Genomic DNA, 18,373 nt, shown 5'->3' with positions numbered 1-18,373 from the left:
TGCATCCATTCTTCCTATCCACCGAGACAGCGGCCAGCACGGCCCCAAGGAGACTTCCATGAGCGCGAGCACGCAAAGCGCGGGCGTCAGGCCCTTCCTGATCGGCGCCACCTGGACAACAGGACAGGGCACGCCCTTCGAATCGATCAACCCCGCCACCGGCGCGCTCAACGGCCTGATCGGCAGCGCGAGCCGCGAGGACGTGGACCTCGCGGTGCGCACCGCCAAGGCCGCGCAGGCCCGGCCCGAGTGGCGCGCGATGCTGCCGCACCGGCGCGCGGCGATCCTGCACCGCATCGCCGACCTGATCGAGGCCAACGCCGAGGAGCTGGCCGAGCGCCAGATGCGCGAGAACGGCAAGCTGCGCGCCGAATGCGTGGCGCAGGCGGCCGGCGGCGCGGCGGCCTACCGCTACTTCGCGTCGATCTGCGAGACCATGCCGGCCGAAGTGGCGCCCTCGCGCGGCGACCACCTGTCGATGGTGCTCTACGAGCCCTTCGGCGTGGTGGCCGCGATCACGCCCTGGAATTCGCCGCTCACGCTCGAATCGCAGAAGGTGGCGGCGGCGCTCGCGGCCGGCAACGCGGTGGTGCTCAAGCCCTCGGAGTTCACGCCCACCATCGCGCTGCGCGTGGCCGAGCTCGCGCTCGAGGCCGGCCTGCCGCCGGGCATCCTCAACGTGGTGACCGGCCTCGGCGCCGAGACCGGCTCGGCGCTGGTCGCGCATCCCGAGGTGCGGCTGATCTCGTTCACCGGCGGCACCGCCACCGGCAAGGCGATCGCGCGCGAGGCCGCGGGCCGCATGGCCGCGGTGGCGCTCGAGCTCGGCGGCAAGTCGCCGCACATCGTGTTCGCCGACGCCGACCTCGACAAGGCGCTGCAGGGCGTGCTGCATGGCGTGTTCTCGTCCAGCGGCCAGTCGTGCATCGCGGGCACGCGGCTGTTCGTCGAGCGCGGCATCCACGATGCCTTCGTCGCGCGGCTGGTGCAGGCCGCCAAGGCGCTGCGCGTGGGGCCGCCCGACGATGCGCGCTCGCAGGTGGCGCCGCTGTCGTCCTTCGTGCACCGCGACAAGGTCGAGGCCATGGTGAACATGGCGCGCGAGGACGGCGCCGAGGTACTGGCCGGCGGCAGCCGCCCGGCCGACCCCGCGCTGTCCAACGGCGCCTATTACCTGCCCACCCTCATCGGCGGCGTGACGAACGACGCGCGCATCTGCCAGCAGGAGGTGTTCGGCCCGGTGCTGTGCGTGATGCCCTTCGACAACGAGGAGGACCTCGTCGCGCAGGCCAACGACACTTTCTTCGGCCTGGCCGCGGGCGTGTGGACGCGCGACTTTCCCAAGGCCTGGCGCGTGGCGCGCGCGGTCGAGGCCGGCACGGTCTGGATCAACACCTACAAGACGCTCAGCGTGTCGGTGCCCTTCGGTGGCTTCAAGGAAAGCGGCTCGGGACGCGAGAAGGGCTTCTTCGGCATCCGCACCTATCAAGAGGCCAAGACCGTGATGGTGGGGCTCTGAGATGACGCCACGGACCCTGGGTTTCATCGGCCTCGGCGTGATGGGCGAGCCCATGTGCGCCAACCTCGCGGCGAAGAGCGGTGCGCGCGTGCTGTGCCATGACCTCGATGCCGCGCCGATGCGGCGGCTGGCCGAGCGCGGCGCGGTGCCAGCGGACTCGCTGCGCGCATTGGCGCACGAGGCCTCGGTGGTGTTCCTCTGCCTCGCGAGCGCGCAGGCGGCGGAGTCGGTGGTCGAGGCGCTGGCCGAGGCCTGGCAGGACGGAGAAGGCGGGGAGGGCGGCCGCACCGTGGTCGACATGGGCACCACCTCCGTGCTGGCCACTCGCCGCATGGCCGAGCGGCTCGCGCAGGCCGGCCACCGCTTCGTCGACGCACCGGTGGCGCGCATGCCCGCGGCCGCCATCGCGGGCACGCTGAGCATCATGGTCGGCGGCACGGTCGAGGACGTGAGCGCGCTGATGCCTCACTTCCGCTGCATGGGCAGCGACATCACGCACTGCGGCGGCACCGGCGCGGGCCAGGTGGTGAAGATCCTGCACAACACCGTCCTGTTCGAGGCCGTGCAGGCCCTGGCCGAGGCGATGGCCGTGGCGCGCGCGCATGGCGTGGACGGCGCGGTGCTGCTCGATGCCATCGAACTGGGCTCGGCCGACAGCCGCGCCGCGCGCGTGCAGGGCCGCGAGGCGCTGCTGCCGCGCCACTATCCCGAGGGCCGCTTCGCGACGCGCTATGCGCTCAAGGACGTGAGCCTCGCGCTCGAGCTCGCGCAGGCCGCGGGGCTCGAGGCCGCGATGGCGCGCGAGACCGCGGCTACGCTGCGGCGCACGATCGACGCGGGCTGGGGCGACCGCTACTACCCGGCGCTCTACGAGCTCGTGTCGGCCGCGCCGCCGCGCGACCGCGCGAACGACTGAAGTCCTTCCCTTCTTCTCCCGATTCATCACAACGCATGCCGCACCAGCGGCAGGAGACAGCCATGACCGCTTCCTTCCTCTTTCTTCTCTCGCGGCGCGCCGCCCTCGGCGGCCTGCTTGCGCTGGGCCTCGCCGCCTCCGCGGCCGCGGCCTTCCCCGACAAGCCCGTCACGCTGGTCGTGCCCTTCCCCGCGGGCGGCGCCACCGACGCGATGGCGCGCTTCACCGCGACCCGGCTCTCGAAGGAGCTGGGCCAGCCCGTGGTGGTCGACAACCGCGGCGGCGCAGGCGGTGCGATCGCGGCCGAGGTGGCGCTGGCCGCGCCGAAGGACGGCTACACGCTGTTCTTCACCACCACCGGCACGATGGCGATCAACCCCTTCATCTACCGCAAGCTCAAGTACAACCCGCTGACCGATTTCGAGCCCATCGGCAACGTGGCCTCGGCCTCGAACGTGCTGGTGGTGCATCCCTCGGTGAAGGCGAACACGGTGGCCGAGCTGATCGCGCTGGCCAAGGCCAACCCCGGCAAGCTGACCTATGCCTCGGCCGGCATCGGCGCCTCGAGCCACCTGTCGGGCGCGCTGTTCGAGAGCATGACCGGCACGCAGATGCTGCACGTGCCCTACAAGGGCTCCGCGCCCGCGCTGTCGGATTTCCTCGCGGGCCGCGTCGACATGATGTTCGACACCGCCTCGACCCATGCGCCCTACGTCAAGGCCGGCAAGATCCGCGCGCTGGCCGTGACCAGCCCGCGCAAGTCGCCCGCCTTCCCCGGCGTGCCCTCGATCGCCGAGGCCGGCGTGCCGGGCTACGACGTCTCGATCTGGTTCGGCGTGGCCGCGCCCGCGGGCGTGCCCAAGTCCGCAATCGACCGCCTCTCGGCCGCGCTCGAGAAGGCCTGGCAGGCCTCCGACATCAAGGCCGCGCTGGCCGAGGTGGGGGCCGATCCGCAGTACCTGGGGCCGGCGGAATACAAGCGATTCATCGCGGCGGAGCACCAGAAGTGGGGGCGGATCGTGAAGGCGGCGGGGGCCGAAGGCCAGGACTGACTCGTTGGCCCGGGGCCGCGTGGTCCGATGTACTCAGCGCCGCCACAAGGCCATGAAATCGAAGGAGAGCTGCCGCTGGTGGCGAATCGAGAGCAGATGGATCCGGCCATCGATTCGCGCATAGAGCAGCAGGTAGTGCGTCATCACGTACTCGCGCAGCTCGCCGTCCTTGGCGAGTGCGCCGAGCTGCTTGATCAGCCGTGCCGTGCCATTGGCGACTTCCACCGAGCGGGCCGGTCGCTCGAGGAACAGGCGCCCCATGCCCGGGAAGCTCTCGAGGTTGGGGATGACGGTGTCCGCCAGTTCCTCCAGCAGCGTGTCGAAAGCGTGCGGCGCCTCGGCGTCGATCAGGAAGGCTTCGATCTCTTCGAGGTTTCGCTCGAAGTTCGCTGTGAGCTTGACGGTGCTCTTCGCGGTCACGATGCGGCGTCGTCGGTCACCCGGCGGTCTTGGCCGCGCGGCGACGCTGGATGGCGGACAGAGCGCTTCGCGCGTCCTTGACCTTGCCGGCAGCGACGTCGGCCAGGCCCCGGCTGGCATCTTCGATCAGCAGCAGGTGGATGCGTTCGCGCTCCAGCTGGTGGTAGTAGTCGAGCCGCTGCGCATCGATGATGGCCACATAGCTCTCGCCATTCTTGGTGATGATCTTCTCGGCTCCGGCCTTCACTTCGTCGACCAGTTCGGACAGGTTCGCCCTGGCCTGCGACAGCGGAATCACGTCAGCGGCTGAGATGGCCATGGCCGGCTCCTCGAGGTTGATTTGTACAGAATTCTGCACATTATAGAGATTCCGCCTCAGCGCCCAGCAAACCCATCCGTCGCCCGCAGCAGGCGATCGAGGATCCCGGGCTCCGAATACGCATGCCCCGCCCCCTCGATCAGGTGGAACTCCGCTTCGGGCCAGGCCTTGTGCAGGGCCCAGGCGTAGCGCGCGGGGCAGGGCATGTCGTAGCGGCCGTGCACGATCACGCCCGGGATGCCGTGCAGCCGATGCGCGTCGCGCAGCAACTGGCCGTCCTCGAGCCAGGCGTCGTGCACGAAGTAGTGGTTCTCCAGGCGCGCGAAGGCCAGCGCGAAATGGTCGTCGGCATGCGAGGCGGCGAGCGCGGGGCTCGGCAGCAGCGTGATGGTCTGGCCTTCCCAGACGCTCCAGGCGCGCGCGGCCTCGATCTGCGCCACCGGGTCGTCGCCGGTCAGCCGCTTGCGGTAGGCCGCGATCATGTCGCCGCGCTCGGCCTCGGGGATCGGGGCCTGGAACTGCTCCCAGCGGTCGGGGAACATCTCCGACACGCCGAACTGGTAGTACCAGTCGAGCTCGGCGCGCGTGACGGTGTAGATGCCGCGCAGCACCAGCTCGCTGACGCGCTCGGGGTGCTTCTGCGCATAGGCCAGCGCGAGCGTCGAACCCCACGAGCCACCGAACACCAGCCAGCGCTCGGCGCCCACCAGCTCGCGCAGGCGCTCGATGTCGGCCACCAGGTGCCAGGTGGTGTTGGCCTCGAGGCCCGCATGCGGCTCCGACAGGCCGCAGCCGCGCTGGTCGAACAACAGCAGGTCATAGCGCGCGGGATCGAACAGCCGCCGGTGCTCGGGCGAGATGCCGCCGCCGGGGCCGCCGTGCAGGAACACCGCGGGCTTGGCGCCGGGCGTGCCCACGCGCTCGTAGCGGATGCGGTGGCCGTCGCCCACGTCGAGCATGCCGCTTTCGTAGGGTTCGATCGGGGGATAGAGCTGGCGCAGGGTGTCGGTCATTCGATGCTTCCTTCGGGGTTCATGCAAAGCCGCGCGCGAGCGCGCGTTCCACGTCGGCCACCAGCGCGAGCAGCGCCGGCGAGAGTTCGCGCACCACGCTCGCGAGCGATTCGCTGCTGGAGACGCTGAGGTTGAGCACGTAGCCCGAGGCGCCCGGCGCTTCGTCGGGCTGCGCGGCGGGCAGGCGGATCGGCGCGGCGAGCGCCACCACCTCGGGCTGCCAGGCGGCGGCGCAGAAACCGCGCATGTTCACGCTGGCGATGGCGGCCTCGATCTCCTCGCGCAGGGCGGGCCACTGTTCGCGCCGGCGTTGCTTGAACAGCGCATAGAGCGCCTTGCGCCGCGGTTCGCCGGCCGTGGCCAGCCAGGCGCGCCCGAGCGAGGTGAGCTCCATCGGCACGCGCTGGCCCGAGACCACGTTGCGCAGCGACACGCGCCGGTTGTAGCGGATCGACTCGAGGTAGACCATCTCGTCGCGGTCGGGCGCGGCCAGGCCGACGTTGATGCGGCGCGACTCGGCCAGCGCGCGCATCTTCGGCGCGGCCAGCGACAGCACGCTGGAGCCCGAGCGCATCGCATGCGCGAGGCTCAGCACCGCGGGCGCCAGCCGGTAGGCGCGCTGGCCCGCATCGACCTGCAGCATGCCCGCGCCCACCAGCGTCTGCGTGAGGCGGCTCACGGTGGAACGCGACAGGCCGGTGCGGTCGGCAAGCTCGGCATTGCCCAGCAGCTCCGAGCCCGGACGGAAGGCGCGCAGGATTTCCACGCCGCGTTCCAGCGAACGGTTGGCCGGCGAGATGCCGGGCTTCTGCTCGAGCGAGGGGGTCATGCGGCTCATGCGGGCTCCATGCTGGCCTGGGTTTCGATTCCATTGCTTGGAATTGGGGGAGTGTATGCGTAGGCCCTCGTGCCTATGCTTTTCCCCTATGGCGCGGCGAGCTTTTTCCGCCTGTGCCGAGAAGGAGACAGCATGCAATTTCGAATCGACGGGCGCGCGCGGCGCGTGCTCATGAGCCTGGCAACCGGCCTGGCCCTCGCCCTGGCGATGGGCGGCGCGGCCGCGCAGGCCTTCCCCACGAAGCAACCGATCCGCCTCGTCGTGCCGTTCGCGGCCGGCGGCGGCACCGACGTGATCGCGCGCGTGCTCGGCGCGGGCATCGGCGCCGAACTGAAGCAGTCGGTGATCGTCGAGAACAAGCCCGGCGCCGGCACCATCATCGGCAGCGACTATGTCGCCAAGAGCGCGCCCGATGGCTACACGCTGTTGATGGCGACCTTCGCGCACGCGGTCAACCCCAGCCTGCAGCCCAAGCTGCCCTACGACCAGGCCAAGGCCTTCGCGCCGCTGAGCCTGGTCGGCCGCTCGCCCAACGTGCTGGTGGTGCGCAGCGACCGCGCCTTCCGCTCGGTGGCCGACCTGCTCGCGTTCGCGAAGGCGCATCCCGGCAAGCTCAGCTACGGCTCGTTCGGCAACGGCACCTCGGCGCACCTGGCGGGCGAACTCTTCAAGCGGCTCGCTCAGGTCGACCTCACGCACGTGCCGTACCGCGGCTCGGCGCCGGCGCTGACCGACCTGCTCGGCGGCCAGATCGACCTGATGTTCACCACCGCCGCGAGCGTGGCGCCCTACATCGCGAGCGGCAAGCTGCGCGCGCTGGCCGTGACCTCGCCGCGGCGCTCGCCGGCCATGCCTTCTGTGCCCACGGTGGCCGAGAGCGGCGTGCCCGGCTACGTGGCCGAGAGCTGGTACGGGCTCTATGCGCCGGCCGGCACGCCCACCGAGGTGGTGGCGCGGCTCAATGCCGCGATCCGCAAGGCGGCGCACAGCGAGACCTTCAGCAAGCGCATCGCCGACGAGGGCATCGTGGTGATCGCCTCGCCGCCCGAGGAACTGACGCGCTACGTCGCCGCCGAGCAGGCCCGCTGGGGCCAGCTGGTGCGCGAGGCGCACATCCAGCTCGACTGAGCGAGCCCTCTTCCATTTTTCATCCCCTTGCCGACATGACCACTCCCACCTCATCCATCCAGCTTCGCACCGAGGACGGCGTCGCCATCCTCACGCTCGACCGACCCGAGGTGCGCAACGCCGTCGACGACGTCATGCGCGGCGAACTCATGGCCGCGCTCGAGCGCGTGAACCGCGACGACAGCGTGCGCGCGCTGGTGCTCACCGGCGCGGGCAAGGCCTTCTGCGCGGGCGGCGACATCCGCGCGATGCAGCAGCGCATGCAGGCACCGGCCGGCGAGATCGCCTACAACGGCTGGGCGCGGCAGCAGCGTACCCATCACGCACTGAGCGCGCTGCACGACCTGCCCAAGCCCACCATCGCCGCGGTGAACGGCGCTTCGACCGGCCTGGGCACGGACCTCGCGATGGCCTGCGACTTCGTGATCGCCTCCGAGCCGCATGCCAGCTTCGCCTGGAACTACGTGCTGCGCGGGCTGATTCCCGATGGCGGCGGCATGTACTTCCTGCCGCGCCGCGTGGGCCTGGCGCGCGCCAAGGCGCTGATCTTCACGGGCCGCACCGTGCGCGCCAACGAGGCGATCGAGCTCGGCATCGCCGACCGCCTGAGCACGCCCGAGGCGCTGCTGGCCGACGCGACGCGCTGGGCGCGCGAACTCGGCGCGGGCTCGCGCACCGCGGTCGCCTTGGCCAAGGGCATCCTGAACCAGAGCTTCGAACTGCAGGCCGAACAGGTCTTCGGCCTCGGCAGCCAGGCGCAGGCGATCTGCTACACCTCGAACGAACATCGCGCCTCGGTCGAGGCCTTTCTCGCGAAGTCGGCGGCCAAGGAGGGCGCGCGATGAGCGATGCCATCTCCCCGATCTCCCGCCTGATCCGTCCGCGCAGCGTGGCGGTGATCGGCGCCTCGGCCGACCTCGCGAAGACCTCGGGCCGGCCCGTCGCCTATCTGCAGAAGCATGGTTTCGCGGGCGCGATCTATCCGGTGAACCCGAAGGCCGAGAGCATCGCGGGCCTGCGCTGCTACCCCGACATCGGCGCGCTGCCCGAGGCGCCCGACGTCGCGATCGTGCTGCTGGGCGCCGAGCGTGCGCAGGCCGCGGTGCGCGAACTCGCGGCGCGCGGCTGCGCCGCGGCGATCGTGCTTGCGAGCGGCTACGCCGAGACCGGCGCGCAGGGGCAGCAGCGCCAGCGCGAGCTGCTCGAGGGGGCCGGCGGCATGCGCCTGCTCGGGCCCAACACCATCGGGCTGGTGAACCTCACCGACCGCATCACGCTGTCGGCCAGCGGCGCGCTCGAGGCCGACGACCTCGTGGCCGGCGGCATCGCCGTCGTGTCGCAGAGCGGCGGCATCCTGGGCTCGCTGCTCTCGCGCGGCGCGGCGCGCGGCATCGGCTTCTCGAAGCTGGTCTCGACCAGCAACGAGGCCGACCTCGACCTCGCGGATTTCGTCGACCACCTGGCCGAGGACGAGGCCACGCGCGTGATCGCGCTCTACATGGAGGGCGTGCGCGATGTCGCGAAGTTCCGCGCCGCCGCCGCCAAGGCGCGGCGCGTGGGCAAGCCGCTGGTGGTGTTCAAGATCGGCCGCTCCGAATCGGGCGCGCAGGCCGCGGCCTCGCACACCGGCGCGCTGGCCGGCGCCGACCGCATGTACGACGCGCTGTTCCGCGAGGTGGGCGCGATCCGCGCGCGCGACTTCTCCGACCTGCTCGACCTGCCGGCCGCGCTGGCCACGGGCCGCCGCCTCGGCGGGCGCCGCGTGGCCATCCTCACCTCGACTGGCGGCGCCGGCACGCTGGTGGCCGACAGCCTCGGCGTCGCCGGCTTCGAGGCGCCGCCGCCCGACGCGGCCACCGCCGAGGTGCTGCGCACGCTGCAGGCCGACGGGCCCTCGGTGCTCGACCGCAATCCCATCGACGTGACCCTGGCCGGCCTGCAGCCGCAACTGCTGCGCCGCGCGCTCGGCGCGCTGCTCGACAGCCCGGGCTACGACGCGGTGGTGGTCATCGTCGGTTCGTCGGCGCTGGCCATGCCCGACCTCGTCGCCGATGCGATCCGCGACTGCCTGCCGGGCACGAGCAAGCCGGTGCTGGCCTACGTGAGCCCGCATGCGCCGGCCGTGGCCGCGCTGCTCAACGGACGCGGCGTGCCGGCCTTCAGCGCGCCCGAGAGTTGCACCGTGGCGCTGCAGGGCATGCTGATGCAGGGCGGCGCGACGCCGCCGGAATACGCGTCGACCGGCGCCATCGTCGATCTCGCGGGCCTGCCTGCGCAAGGCTCGTTCGACGAGGCCGAGGCCAAGGCGTTGTTCGCGCGCTTCGGCGTGCCGGGCGTGCGCGAGGTCGCGGTGCGCGATGCGCGGCAGGCGGCCGAGGCCGCGCCCGCCCTGGGCGAGAAGGTGGTGCTCAAGATCCTCTCGCGCCGCATCACCCACAAGACCGAGGTCGGCGGCGTGGCCGTGGCCGTGCCCGCATCGCAGGTGGCCGCGCGCGTGACGCGCATGCACGACGACGTGGCGACCGCCACCGGCCAGGCGCCCGAGGGCTACCTGGTGCAGGAGATGGTCACGGGCGGCACCGAGATGATCCTCGGCCTGCATCGCGATGCGCTCGGCACCGCGCTGCTGATCGGCATGGGCGGCGTGACCGCCGAGCTCGTCGGCGACACCGTGCTGCGCATGGTGCCGCCGGGCGGCGCGCTGGCGCGCGAGGAGGCCGCCGCGATGCTGCGCGAACTGAAGACCTGGCCGCTGCTCGACGGCTACCGGGGCCGGGCGCCGGCCGATGTCGAGGCACTGGTCGACGCGATCGTCGCGTTCTCGCGCATGGCGGGGCAACTGGGCGCGCGGCTCGAGACGGCCGAGATCAATCCGCTGTTCGTGCTCGCGAAGGGGCGGGGGGTGAAGGCGGCCGATGGGGTGGTGGTGCTGGTGGGGGGCTGAAGAGCATTCAATCGGCAGGCCTGCGCTATCCTCGAACGACCATGTCCGAACTGCGCATCACCACCGACAAAGCGGCGATCGACATCGCCCTGGTTCATCGCTTCCTCAGCGAGACCTCGACCTGGAGCCGAGGCGTGCCGCTGGCGACCGTGCAGCGTTCGATCGAGCACTCGCTGTGCTTCAGCGGCTTCGTCGGTGCCGACCAGGTGGCCTTCGCCCGCGTGATCTCCGACCACGCGACCTTCGCGAACCTGGTCGACGTGTTCGTGCTGCCCGAGCATCGGGGGCGTGGATACAGCAAGGCGCTCATGCAGGCGGTGATGGGCTTTCCCGCGCTGCAGGGGCTGCGTCGCTTCACGCTGGCGACGGGCGATGCGCATGGGTTGTACGAGGGGTTCGGGTTCACGGCACCGCTGAGGCCGCAGTCGTTGATGGAGCGGTATTTTCCGAATCTCTATACCTCCCAGGGCTGAGCCAGGCGGATCTTTCCCATGAGCAAGTCCACGAAGCCAGCCCGTCGCACTGCGGAGATGACATCGGAGGCAGCGTTCGGGGAGGTGGTTCAACTGATCCGTGCCGCGCGTCAGCGTGTGGCACGGACCGTCAATGCCGAAGTGATCGATCTCTACTGGCGCATTGGCGAGTATCTGCATCGGCGCATCGAAGCCGACGGTTGGGCCAAGGGAACCGTCGAACATCTGGCGGCCTACATCGCCCGGCGAGAACCGGGCCGGCGCGGCTTCTCGGCGCAGAACCTGTGGCGCATGCGGCAGTTCTTCCAGGCCTATCCGCCGGAATCAAAACTCTCAACGTTGTTGAGAGAAATACCCTGGTCTTCGCATCTGCACATCCTCGGCCGGACGAAGGGCGAGGAGGAACGCGGGTTCTACCTGCGCATGACGGCGCAGCAGGGCTGGCAGGTCCGTGAAGTGGCGAGGCAGATCGACAGCGGCCTGTTCGAGCGCGCCGTGCTCCAGCCGCCGAAAGTCTCAACGGCGTTGAGAGAAATGCAGCCGCAGGCCGCGCAGCATTTCAAGGACGCCTACCTGCTCGACTTCCTGGCCTTGCCCGAGCCGCATTCCGAGGCCGAACTGCATCGCAGCCTGTTGATGAACCTGGGGCGCTTTCTCACCGAACTGGGACGCGACTTCTGCTACATCGGCAGCGAGTACCCGGTGCAGGTGGGTGGGCAGGACTTCGCGCTGGATCTGCTGTTCTTCCATCGCGGTCTGAATTGTCTCGTGGCCATCGAGCTGAAGGTCACGGCGTTCGAGCCCGAGCACCTGGGCAAGTTGAACTTCTACCTGGAGGCGCTCGATCGTCATGTGAAGAAGCCGCACGAGAACCCGGCAATTGGCCTGCTGCTTTGCGCCAGCAAGGACAGCGAAGTCGTGGAGTACGCACTGAGCCGCACGCTGTCGCCCGCGCTGGTGGCGCAGTACCAGATGCAGTTGCCGGACCGCCAGATGCTGGCGGCGAAGCTGCATGAGTTCTATGCGCTCAGTGCCCCGGAGACGGCGCGGCGCGCCGCATCCGGGACACGCAAGAAGAAGACGGGAGCAGGGTAACCCCTCCCGAGCCGGCAAGGTTCAAGCCGCCTTCAGCCCTTCCTGCCCATACGTCCCCGCCGCCCGCACATCCGCCGGATCGAAGCTCGCCCCCGCCCCCTGCTGTTCACGCTGCGTCGCGAGCCGCGCGCCTTCCTGCGCGGCCATATCGAACAGGCGGTTGGGGTCGTGCCGGCGCAGTTGCAGCGCGGCCGCTTCGAGCCCCGCGGCGATCTCGATCTCGCGCTGGCCCGAAGCCATGCCGTCGAGCAGCAGGCCGGCCGCGACCTGGGGCTCCATGCCCTGGTCGATGTTCGCGTCGGAACGGCCGCGCGCGTTGCCGTCGGCGCCGAGCGCATTGATCGACACCGCGGTGCGCACCGAGCCCGGCAGCGCGACGCTGACGCGGATGCCGTAGGCCTGCTCGACCTCGGCGCGCAATGCATCGAAGTAGCCCTGCACCGCGTGCTTGGCGCCGCTGTAGCCGGTGCGCAGCGGCGCGCCGACCTTGCCGGCCACCGAGCCGATCACGGCGATGTGGCCGCTGCGGCGCTCGGCCATGCGCGGCAGCACGAGCTGGGTGAGGGCGACGGGTGCGAGGTAGTCGACCTCGATCAGGCGGCGATAGACGGCGAGGTCGGTGTCGATGGCGAGGCTGCGCTGGGCGATGCCGGCGTTGTTGATCAGCACGTCGATCTGGCCCTGCCAGCCGGCGGCGCGCTCGACGATGGCCGGCAGGGCGTCGTAGTCGGTGGCCTCGAAGGGCAGTACCAGCACGCGCTCGGGGGCGCGCGCCGCGAGGGCGGCCAGCGGCTCGGGGCGGCGGCCGGAGGCGATCACGCGCGCGCCGCGCTCGAGCAGCGCGAGTGCGAGGGCCTCGCCGATGCCGGAGGAAGCGCCGGTCACCCATGCGGTCTTGTTCTCGAAGTACATCTGAAAGCTTTCCTTGACGTGGAGCGGAGTGGGATCCCGCGGCGCGTGTCGGTGTGTTGGATTCGGATGTTCTGCTCCGACGAGGCCGCGGGCGTGGCGTGCGCCTCGGTCATTGTGGGGGCACCGCACGGGCCTGACCATCGGCCAATGGGGGTAATGCAAGAGTGTGCAGTGGCCTCGCGAGGAGTGGTCGAAGGTGGTCGGTGGGCGCGGGCCTTCGGCGCCCCTGGGCGCCAGCGCGGCCCGCTACTTGCCCTTGGCCGGCGCGGTGGCGACGGGCGCGCCCTGCGTCGCGGGCGCGGGCTTGTCCCGCTCGCTGCTCACCCACGTCAGTGCGTAGACGACCAGCACGACGGCGACCGCGGCGATCACGCTCCACATCACGATGCCGGGTTTCTGGTGGTTCTGTCCCTGGCTGGTTCCGGTCGGCATGGTGTCCCTCTCTGTCTGTAGTACCGCGATGCGGGGAATCCCAAGCTAACAGGCCATACGCGCGCGGCTGTCGGACGCGCGCCAGTGCGCGACGTCAGCCAACCGGACAGCCTGTGTCGCCGCAGCCCTCGCCCGCGGCCGCTTCTTCTTCGCGAACCGCATCGGCGATCAACGGCGCGGCCACGTCCTCGGCCGCGAGCTGGCCGATGGCCGCGCCCAGCGACATGTCGTCGAGCAGGCCGAAGTGGCTCAGCCGCAACCGCCCCTGCCTGTCGATCAGCACCACGCTCGGCGTGCCCTGGAACTGATAGGCGCGCATGGTCTGCGGAATGCTGCTGTCGGGCGAGGGCCGGTCGATGCCGATCGGGAACACGTAGCGGTACTCGCGCACGAAGGCCTCGAGCGCCGCGGGCGTCATGGCCTCGTGGTGCTCGAACACCGTGTGCAGCCCGATCACCGCGACGTCCTTCGCGGCGAACAGTTGCCGGGTCTTCTTCGCCTGCGGCAGGCCGTGCGTGGCGCAGGCCGGGCACAGCATCTGGAAGGCATGCAGCACCACGACCTTGCCGCGCAGCGATTCGAGCGTGACGGGGACCTCGGTGTTGAGCCAGCGCTCGACCTGCAGTTCGGGCGCCGGGGGATGGATTCTCGACATGGTTGATGGCTCCAGTGCAATGGCAAGGCCCCGGCGCTCGCGCTCAGGCGGCCACGCGCAGCTTCACGCCCGGGAAGTCGACGGGCACGTCGAAGGCGACATTCACATAGTTCGTGAACAGGTTCAAGGCCACGTGCGCGAGGAGCTCGACGATCTGCCGGTCGTCGAAGCCCGCGTCGCGCAGCGCCTGCACTTCGGCGGCTTCGATCTGGCCGCGCTGCTCGACCACCGCGAGCGCGAAGCGCAGCGCCGCGGCGGTCTGCGGATCGGCGGACTCGCCGTGCTGTGCGGCCGTCATCTCGGCCGACGAGGCGCCGGCCTTGCGGCCCAGCGCCGTGTGCGCGGCCAGGCAGTAGTGGCAGGCATTGCGGTCGGCGATCGCCACCGCGATCTTCTCGCCGAGCTGCGCGGGAATCACGCCGCCGCCGAGTGCGCCGAACGATCCCCACAGGCTCCGGAGCGCGGCCGGCGAGTTGGCGACGGCGCGGAACATGTTGGGCGTGGCACCGAAGGCGCCATGGATCTGCGAGAGCAGAACCTGGGCGTCGCCGGTGGCTTCGGCGGAGGAGACGAGGGGGATGCGGGACATGGTGCTTTCCTTCAGGGGTTGTGTCGGTGAAGGAAGTTTGCTGCCGGTCCTCGTATGATTCGGATCGTTTTATCCATCAAACATATCTTTTCGTCCGAATGGCCGCACCACCTCCCATCGACAGGCTGTCCTCGCTGCTCGAGCGCTTCCGTGTGCGCGCGCACCTGTTCCACAACGGCCCGCTGTGCGGCACCACCAGCTTCGCGGCCGAGTCGGGGCGTGGCTTCCTGCATGTGCTGCGCCGTGGCGAGATGGTGGTCACGCATGCCGCGCGCAGCGGCGCGCCGCGCAAGCTGGTCGTGAAGGAACCAAGCCTGCTGTTCTATCCGCGCCCGCTGTCCCACCACTTTCACAATGCGCCCGTCGAAGGCTCGGACTTCGTCTGCGCGACGCTGGACTTCGATGGCGGCGAGACCCATCCGCTGGCGCGCGCGCTGCCGCCGCTGATCCGCCTGCCGCTGCGCGAGGTCGAGGGGATCGAGCAGTCGCTCGCGCTGCTGTTCTCCGAAACCACGCGCGTGCAGTGCGGCCACCGGCTGCTGGCCGACCGCCTGTTCGAGGTGGTGCTGATCCAGCTGCTGCGCTGGCTGCTCGATCATCCGGAGCACAGCGAACTGCCGCCGGGCCTGCTGACGGGCCTCGGCGATCCGCGGCTCGCGCGCGTGCTGGTCGGCCTGCACGAGCGGCCCGGCGAGCCCTGGCCGCTCGAGCAGATGGCGCGCGAGGCGGGCCTGTCGCGCAGTGCCTTCGCGCAGCGCTTTCGCGAGGTGGTGGGCACCACGCCCGCCGACTACCTCGCGCTCTGGCGGCTCAGCATCGCGCAGGCGCAACTGCGTTGCGGTGCCTCGGTGAAGACCATTGCCGACGAGCTCGGCTATGCCAATGCCTCGGCGCTGTCGCGCGTGTTCGCGCAGAAGCTGGGCGTGTCGCCGCGCGAGTGGCTGGCCACGGTGCGCGGCTGAGGCCGCCGCGTCACTCGCGCGCCGTTGCCAGCGTGGGCAGCGCGAACAGCACCGCGAGCGCGCACAGCAGCGCCGCGAGCACCGCGAACGGCAGCATGCGGTCGAGCGCGTAGAGCGCGGTGCTCGCGGCCGGTGCCGCGATCAGCGCCAGGCCCTGGGTCGCGGCGATCAGTCCGGCGACCGCGCCCTGCCGGTCGGTGGGTACCGCGAGCGAGGCGCCGGCCATCGACCCGGCCATCATGAAACCCGCGCCGGCCCCGAGTACCGCGAAGGCCGCCACGTAGGCCGCGAGCGAGAAGGTGCCCAGCAGCACCAGCAGTCCCACGATCCAGGCCGCGCTGCCGGCGATCACCATGCGTTGTGCCGGCCAGCGCAGCACGCGGGCCTGCAGCAGCTGGCTCGCGATCAGCGCCAGGCCCGTCACCGTGAGGGCCGCGGCCAGCCGAGGACCGACCTGCGCGGTCTCGAGGCCGAGCCGGTCCTGGAAGTAGAAGCCGGCGATGATCTGGATCGTGACGATCGCGGTCCACGACATCAGGCTCGCCGCCAGCCAGCGCCGCAGCTCGGGCCCCCAGGGCGAAACCGGCGGCGACGCGACCGCCGCGCGCATCCGCGTGCCGCGCGGCACCGTGGCCCACACCACGAAGAAGGCCAGCAGGCACAGCGTGCCCGACAGCACCAGCGGCCAGAGGATGCCGCGCAGCGCGAGCAGTCCGCCGAGCGCCGGGCCGACCACGAGGCCGACGCCGTTGGCCGCGCCGATCAATGCCATGCCCGCGGCCCGCTCTCCCGCCTCGGTGTGATCGGCCATCAGCGCCTGCGCCGCGGACGGCACGGCGGGCAGGAAGGCGACCAGCACGGCGCGTGCGCCAGTGACCAGGGCGAACAACCCGGTGCCGGCGAACAGGCCCGACAGGCCCTGCCGCACCACCGCCGTGAACAGCACATAGGCCATGAACATGCCCGCGAAGCCGATCAGCAGCACGCGGCGGCGTCCCCAGCGGTCGCTGGCCAGGCCCCAGGGCGCCGCCATCGCGGCCATGGCCAGCGAGCTGATCGACAACATCCATCCGCCCTGCTGCACCGTCAGGTGCAGCGAGCGCACCAGCGGCGCAAGGATCGGCAGGATCACCGCGCTGGTCAGCGTGGCCAGCGCTACGCTCGCGAACACCACGGGCTTGATGGAGGTCGTCATGCCCGGTCCTTCGGCGCGCGGGAACGCACGCCGCGGTAGAGCGAGATCGACCCCGTCGGCGTCGGGATCACGGCGGTCTCCTCGACCTCGGCGAAGCCCGCTTCCTGCATCAGCCGCGGCACGATGCCGTCGGCATTGGGCTGGGTGTCGGCGAAGCCGTCGACCCACTGCACCAGCTTGAACAGCGTTCGCATGGCCCGGGTGCGCTGCAGGCCGTAGTCGGCGATGTGCAGCTCGCCGCCCGGCACCAGCGCCGCGTGGATGGCGGCGAGGCCCGCGCGCTTTTCGGCCAGCGGCACCTGGTGCAGCACCAGGCTGGTCACGATCTTGGTCGGCTGCAGCGGCCACAGCAGCGCGACCGCGTCGCGCAGGTAGCCGCGGTGCAACTCGCAGCGCACGCCGGTGGCCGCGAGCTTGGCGCGGGCGCGCTCGAGGATGCGCTCGTCGGGGTCGATGCCGATCAGCCGAGGCAGCGACCCTGAACGGCCGAGCAGCGCGAGGAAGGAGCCGGTGCCGCAGCCCACGTCGGCGATCACGTCCGAGGGCCGCGGCGCGACCTGCGCCAGCAGGGCCGAACGCCACTGCCGCTCGCGCGTGAACAGCGACACGATGGGGTCGTAGGCGCCGAGCACCGGCACCGCGGGGGTGAAGTCGCGCGCCGGGCGCAGGGTCTTGTTCATGGCATCTCCAGGGGTGTTCCGCTTCGCGGCGTTGCGATCGATAATCCGAGCAATTGCTCACAATGTCTACTCGCATTCGAGAAATGCCATGGCCCGTGCACCCGTCGTCCACCCGAGAAAGAAGGCCTCGCAGGAGCGCTCGCGCGCGACCGTCGACGCGCTGATCGAGGCCACTGCTCGCGTTCTGGTGCGCGAGGGCTTCGAGCGCGCGAGCACCAACCGCATCGCGGCCGAGGCCGGCGCCAGCATCGGCTCGCTCTACCAGTACTTCCCGACCAAGGAGGCGCTGGTGGCCGCGGTCATCGAGCGGCACAAGAACGACATGATGGAAGTGCTGCGCCGCGCGCTGGTGCGGGTCGCGGGCATGCCGCTCGAGCAGGGCGTGCGCGAACTGGTCGCGCTGATGATCGACGCGCACCGCGTCGATCCCGAGCTGCACCGCGTGCTGGTCGAGCAGATTCCGCGCATCGGCCGGCTGGCGGAGGTGGAGGGCTTCGACCGCGAGGTGCGCGCGCTGGTACGGGCCTACCTCGAGGCCCACCGCGCCGAGCTGCGCCCGCTCGACCTCGATCTCGCGGCCTTCGTCTGCGTCTCCTCGGTCGAGACGCTGGCGCACGAGGCCGTGCTGCACAACCCCGCGCTGCTCGCGAACCGCAAGGTGAAGGCCTTCACCGACGAGGTGACGTTGCTCGTGATCAGGTACCTGACCTAGCCGCGACGCGCTTCGCGGCGGCGCGCAGCAGCACGCGCGAGTAGAGCTTGTGGAAGCCCGTCAGCGCATCGATCGTCCAGCCGAGGCCGCCCTGCGCGCGCGGCAGGACGGCCGAGCCGAAGAACAGCGTGGTCTGCGGCGCCGCACCGTCCGCGCGTGGCGCCACCATGAGCCAGCTGCGCGTGCGCCCGGTCGCCAGCACGATCTGGTCGGCCGCGCGCGCCTCGACGCGCCAGGCCGAGAAGGTCTCGACATGGCCCGCGGCCAGCGCGGCCGCATCGGTATCGTTCGCGCGCCGTCCGAGCACCGCACCGAGCAGCCAGCGCTCGGGCTTGAAGGCCGGCGAGGTGTAGAAGGCCTCGACGTAGCTGGCCAGCGGCACGCGGCCATCGACGGCGAGCGCGTGGCAGTCGGTGTAGGCGCCCGTGCCCTCGTAGCGGGCGAGCAGGGCATGCGCGGGCAGGGCGCGGATCTCGATCGGGTTCATGGGGCGGCGGCGGTCGCACGAGGATGCGTGCC

General features: G+C 70.9%; 21 protein-coding genes. 10 read left to right on the top strand and 11 right to left on the bottom strand.

Annotation, left to right across the window (positions count from 1 at the left end; genetic code table 11):
• Positions 1–58 precede the first annotated feature (58 nt).
• The 3 genes from BM109_RS32555 to BM109_RS32545 all read left to right on the top strand — a co-directional run bounded on the left by BM109_RS32555 (position 59) and on the right by BM109_RS32545 (position 3,487).
• Positions 59–1,519, top strand: coding sequence for an aldehyde dehydrogenase (locus BM109_RS32555; protein WP_093352366.1), 1,461 nt, complete (start codon positions 59–61; stop codon positions 1,517–1,519).
• 1 nt (position 1,520) lies between these two features.
• A complete protein-coding gene (locus BM109_RS32550) occupies positions 1,521–2,435 on the top strand; it encodes an NAD(P)-dependent oxidoreductase (RefSeq protein WP_093352363.1) in 915 nt (304 codons plus the stop codon).
• Positions 2,436–2,497: 62 nt separating this feature from the next.
• Positions 2,498–3,487, top strand: a complete 990-nt coding sequence (locus tag BM109_RS32545; RefSeq protein ID WP_093352361.1) for a Bug family tripartite tricarboxylate transporter substrate binding protein — start codon at positions 2,498–2,500, stop codon at positions 3,485–3,487.
• A 33-nt stretch (positions 3,488–3,520) separates the two neighbouring features.
• On the opposite strand, the gene BM109_RS32540 is transcribed toward BM109_RS32545, so the two are convergent.
• The 4 genes from BM109_RS32540 to BM109_RS32525 are packed head-to-tail and all read right to left on the bottom strand — an operon-like array spanning position 3,521 to position 6,077.
• Positions 3,521–3,907, bottom strand: a complete 387-nt coding sequence (locus BM109_RS32540; RefSeq protein ID WP_093352358.1) for a type II toxin-antitoxin system RelE/ParE family toxin — start codon at positions 3,905–3,907, stop codon at positions 3,521–3,523.
• A gap of 16 nt (positions 3,908–3,923) precedes the next feature.
• Complete coding sequence (locus BM109_RS32535; protein WP_093352355.1) at positions 3,924–4,226, bottom strand: type II toxin-antitoxin system Phd/YefM family antitoxin; 303 nt, start codon at positions 4,224–4,226, stop codon at positions 3,924–3,926.
• A 56-nt stretch (positions 4,227–4,282) separates the two neighbouring features.
• Positions 4,283–5,239 (bottom strand): prolyl aminopeptidase, encoded by a 957-nt coding sequence (gene pip, locus BM109_RS32530; protein WP_093352353.1) that lies wholly within the window; start codon positions 5,237–5,239, stop codon positions 4,283–4,285.
• Between the two features lie 19 nt (positions 5,240–5,258).
• Positions 5,259–6,077, bottom strand: coding sequence for an IclR family transcriptional regulator (locus BM109_RS32525; RefSeq protein WP_093352350.1), 819 nt, complete (start codon positions 6,075–6,077; stop codon positions 5,259–5,261).
• A gap of 132 nt (positions 6,078–6,209) precedes the next feature.
• Between BM109_RS32525 and BM109_RS32520 the strand changes: the two genes are divergently transcribed.
• Genes BM109_RS32520 through BM109_RS32500 form a run of 5 tightly spaced genes read left to right on the top strand, consistent with a single transcriptional unit; the run spans position 6,210 to position 11,717 of the window.
• Positions 6,210–7,205, top strand: coding sequence for a tripartite tricarboxylate transporter substrate binding protein (locus BM109_RS32520; RefSeq protein WP_093352347.1), 996 nt, complete (start codon positions 6,210–6,212; stop codon positions 7,203–7,205).
• Positions 7,206–7,240: 35 nt separating this feature from the next.
• Positions 7,241–8,050, top strand: a complete 810-nt coding sequence (locus tag BM109_RS32515; protein ID WP_093352345.1) for an enoyl-CoA hydratase/isomerase family protein — start codon at positions 7,241–7,243, stop codon at positions 8,048–8,050.
• Positions 8,047–10,149: an acetate--CoA ligase family protein gene (locus BM109_RS32510; protein ID WP_093352342.1), complete on the top strand. Its 2,103-nt coding sequence runs from the start codon at positions 8,047–8,049 to the stop codon at positions 10,147–10,149. Before BM109_RS32515 ends, BM109_RS32510 begins: the two co-directional genes overlap by 4 nt.
• A gap of 41 nt (positions 10,150–10,190) precedes the next feature.
• A complete protein-coding gene (locus BM109_RS32505) occupies positions 10,191–10,622 on the top strand; it encodes a GNAT family N-acetyltransferase (protein ID WP_093352340.1) in 432 nt (143 codons plus the stop codon).
• A gap of 18 nt (positions 10,623–10,640) precedes the next feature.
• On the top strand, positions 10,641–11,717 hold the full coding sequence (locus tag BM109_RS32500) for a PDDEXK nuclease domain-containing protein (RefSeq protein WP_256222911.1): 1,077 nt from the start codon (positions 10,641–10,643) through the stop codon (positions 11,715–11,717).
• A gap of 21 nt (positions 11,718–11,738) precedes the next feature.
• Here the strand turns inward: BM109_RS32500 and BM109_RS32495 are convergent, their stop codons facing one another.
• The 4 genes from BM109_RS32495 to BM109_RS32480 all read right to left on the bottom strand — a co-directional run bounded on the left by BM109_RS32495 (position 11,739) and on the right by BM109_RS32480 (position 14,305).
• Positions 11,739–12,629: an SDR family NAD(P)-dependent oxidoreductase gene (locus BM109_RS32495; RefSeq protein WP_093352337.1), complete on the bottom strand. Its 891-nt coding sequence runs from the start codon at positions 12,627–12,629 to the stop codon at positions 11,739–11,741.
• A gap of 246 nt (positions 12,630–12,875) precedes the next feature.
• On the bottom strand, positions 12,876–13,061 hold the full coding sequence (locus tag BM109_RS32490) for a hypothetical protein (protein WP_093352335.1): 186 nt from the start codon (positions 13,059–13,061) through the stop codon (positions 12,876–12,878).
• Positions 13,062–13,155: 94 nt separating this feature from the next.
• Entirely contained in the window at positions 13,156–13,716 is a 561-nt protein-coding gene (locus tag BM109_RS32485) for a peroxiredoxin family protein (protein ID WP_093352332.1), read from the bottom strand.
• Between the two features lie 43 nt (positions 13,717–13,759).
• Positions 13,760–14,305, bottom strand: a complete 546-nt coding sequence (locus BM109_RS32480; RefSeq protein ID WP_093352330.1) for a carboxymuconolactone decarboxylase family protein — start codon at positions 14,303–14,305, stop codon at positions 13,760–13,762.
• 98 nt (positions 14,306–14,403) lie between these two features.
• Here BM109_RS32480 and BM109_RS32475 point away from each other — a divergent pair, with 98 nt between their 5' ends.
• On the top strand, positions 14,404–15,267 hold the full coding sequence (locus BM109_RS32475) for an AraC family transcriptional regulator (protein WP_093352327.1): 864 nt from the start codon (positions 14,404–14,406) through the stop codon (positions 15,265–15,267).
• 10 nt (positions 15,268–15,277) lie between these two features.
• Here the strand turns inward: BM109_RS32475 and BM109_RS32470 are convergent, their stop codons facing one another.
• Both BM109_RS32470 and BM109_RS32465 read right to left on the bottom strand, forming a co-directional pair.
• The gene (locus BM109_RS32470) at positions 15,278–16,462 is read right to left on the bottom strand and encodes an MFS transporter (protein WP_093352325.1); all 1,185 of its coding nucleotides are present in this window, start codon (positions 16,460–16,462) and stop codon (positions 15,278–15,280) included.
• Positions 16,459–17,142, bottom strand: a complete 684-nt coding sequence (locus BM109_RS32465; RefSeq protein WP_093352323.1) for a class I SAM-dependent methyltransferase — start codon at positions 17,140–17,142, stop codon at positions 16,459–16,461. The genes BM109_RS32470 and BM109_RS32465 overlap by 4 nt, the downstream gene beginning before the upstream one ends.
• Before the next feature lie 88 nt (positions 17,143–17,230).
• On the opposite strand from BM109_RS32465, the gene BM109_RS32460 reads away from it, so the two are divergent.
• Positions 17,231–17,854, top strand: coding sequence for a TetR/AcrR family transcriptional regulator (locus BM109_RS32460; RefSeq protein ID WP_093352321.1), 624 nt, complete (start codon positions 17,231–17,233; stop codon positions 17,852–17,854).
• Here the strand turns inward: BM109_RS32460 and BM109_RS32455 are convergent.
• Positions 17,838–18,341, bottom strand: coding sequence for a hypothetical protein (locus tag BM109_RS32455; RefSeq protein WP_093352318.1), 504 nt, complete (start codon positions 18,339–18,341; stop codon positions 17,838–17,840). The genes BM109_RS32460 and BM109_RS32455 overlap by 17 nt on opposite strands.
• Between the last annotated feature and the right edge of the window lie 32 nt (positions 18,342–18,373).

The sequence above is a fragment of the Variovorax sp. PDC80 genome (assembly GCF_900115375.1).
In the GTDB taxonomy this organism is placed as follows: Bacteria; Pseudomonadota; Gammaproteobacteria; order Burkholderiales; family Burkholderiaceae_C; genus Variovorax.
The sequence above is the reverse complement of the archived record's forward strand: the minus strand, read 5'-3'. Positions and strand labels throughout refer to the sequence as shown.

Coding starts and splice junctions, on each gene's coding strand:
- BM109_RS32555 (WP_093352366.1), top strand. CDS start 59: ATGAGCGCGAGCACGCAAAGCGCGGGCGTCAGGCCCTTCCTGATCGGC.
- BM109_RS32550 (WP_093352363.1), top strand. CDS start 1,521: ATGACGCCACGGACCCTGGGTTTCATCGGCCTCGGCGTGATGGGCGAG.
- BM109_RS32545 (WP_093352361.1), top strand. CDS start 2,498: ATGACCGCTTCCTTCCTCTTTCTTCTCTCGCGGCGCGCCGCCCTCGGC.
- BM109_RS32535 (WP_093352355.1), bottom strand. CDS start 4,226: ATGGCCATCTCAGCCGCTGACGTGATTCCGCTGTCGCAGGCCAGGGCG.
- pip (WP_093352353.1), bottom strand. CDS start 5,239: ATGACCGACACCCTGCGCCAGCTCTATCCCCCGATCGAACCCTACGAA.
- BM109_RS32525 (WP_093352350.1), bottom strand. CDS start 6,077: ATGAGCCGCATGACCCCCTCGCTCGAGCAGAAGCCCGGCATCTCGCCG.
- BM109_RS32520 (WP_093352347.1), top strand. CDS start 6,210: ATGCAATTTCGAATCGACGGGCGCGCGCGGCGCGTGCTCATGAGCCTG.
- BM109_RS32515 (WP_093352345.1), top strand. CDS start 7,241: ATGACCACTCCCACCTCATCCATCCAGCTTCGCACCGAGGACGGCGTC.
- BM109_RS32510 (WP_093352342.1), top strand. CDS start 8,047: ATGAGCGATGCCATCTCCCCGATCTCCCGCCTGATCCGTCCGCGCAGC.
- BM109_RS32505 (WP_093352340.1), top strand. CDS start 10,191: ATGTCCGAACTGCGCATCACCACCGACAAAGCGGCGATCGACATCGCC.
- BM109_RS32500 (WP_256222911.1), top strand. CDS start 10,641: ATGAGCAAGTCCACGAAGCCAGCCCGTCGCACTGCGGAGATGACATCG.
- BM109_RS32495 (WP_093352337.1), bottom strand. CDS start 12,629: ATGTACTTCGAGAACAAGACCGCATGGGTGACCGGCGCTTCCTCCGGC.
- BM109_RS32490 (WP_093352335.1), bottom strand. CDS start 13,061: ATGCCGACCGGAACCAGCCAGGGACAGAACCACCAGAAACCCGGCATC.
- BM109_RS32485 (WP_093352332.1), bottom strand. CDS start 13,716: ATGTCGAGAATCCATCCCCCGGCGCCCGAACTGCAGGTCGAGCGCTGG.
- BM109_RS32480 (WP_093352330.1), bottom strand. CDS start 14,305: ATGTCCCGCATCCCCCTCGTCTCCTCCGCCGAAGCCACCGGCGACGCC.
- BM109_RS32475 (WP_093352327.1), top strand. CDS start 14,404: ATGGCCGCACCACCTCCCATCGACAGGCTGTCCTCGCTGCTCGAGCGC.
- BM109_RS32470 (WP_093352325.1), bottom strand. CDS start 16,462: ATGACGACCTCCATCAAGCCCGTGGTGTTCGCGAGCGTAGCGCTGGCC.
- BM109_RS32465 (WP_093352323.1), bottom strand. CDS start 17,142: ATGAACAAGACCCTGCGCCCGGCGCGCGACTTCACCCCCGCGGTGCCG.
- BM109_RS32460 (WP_093352321.1), top strand. CDS start 17,231: ATGGCCCGTGCACCCGTCGTCCACCCGAGAAAGAAGGCCTCGCAGGAG.
- BM109_RS32455 (WP_093352318.1), bottom strand. CDS start 18,341: ATGAACCCGATCGAGATCCGCGCCCTGCCCGCGCATGCCCTGCTCGCC.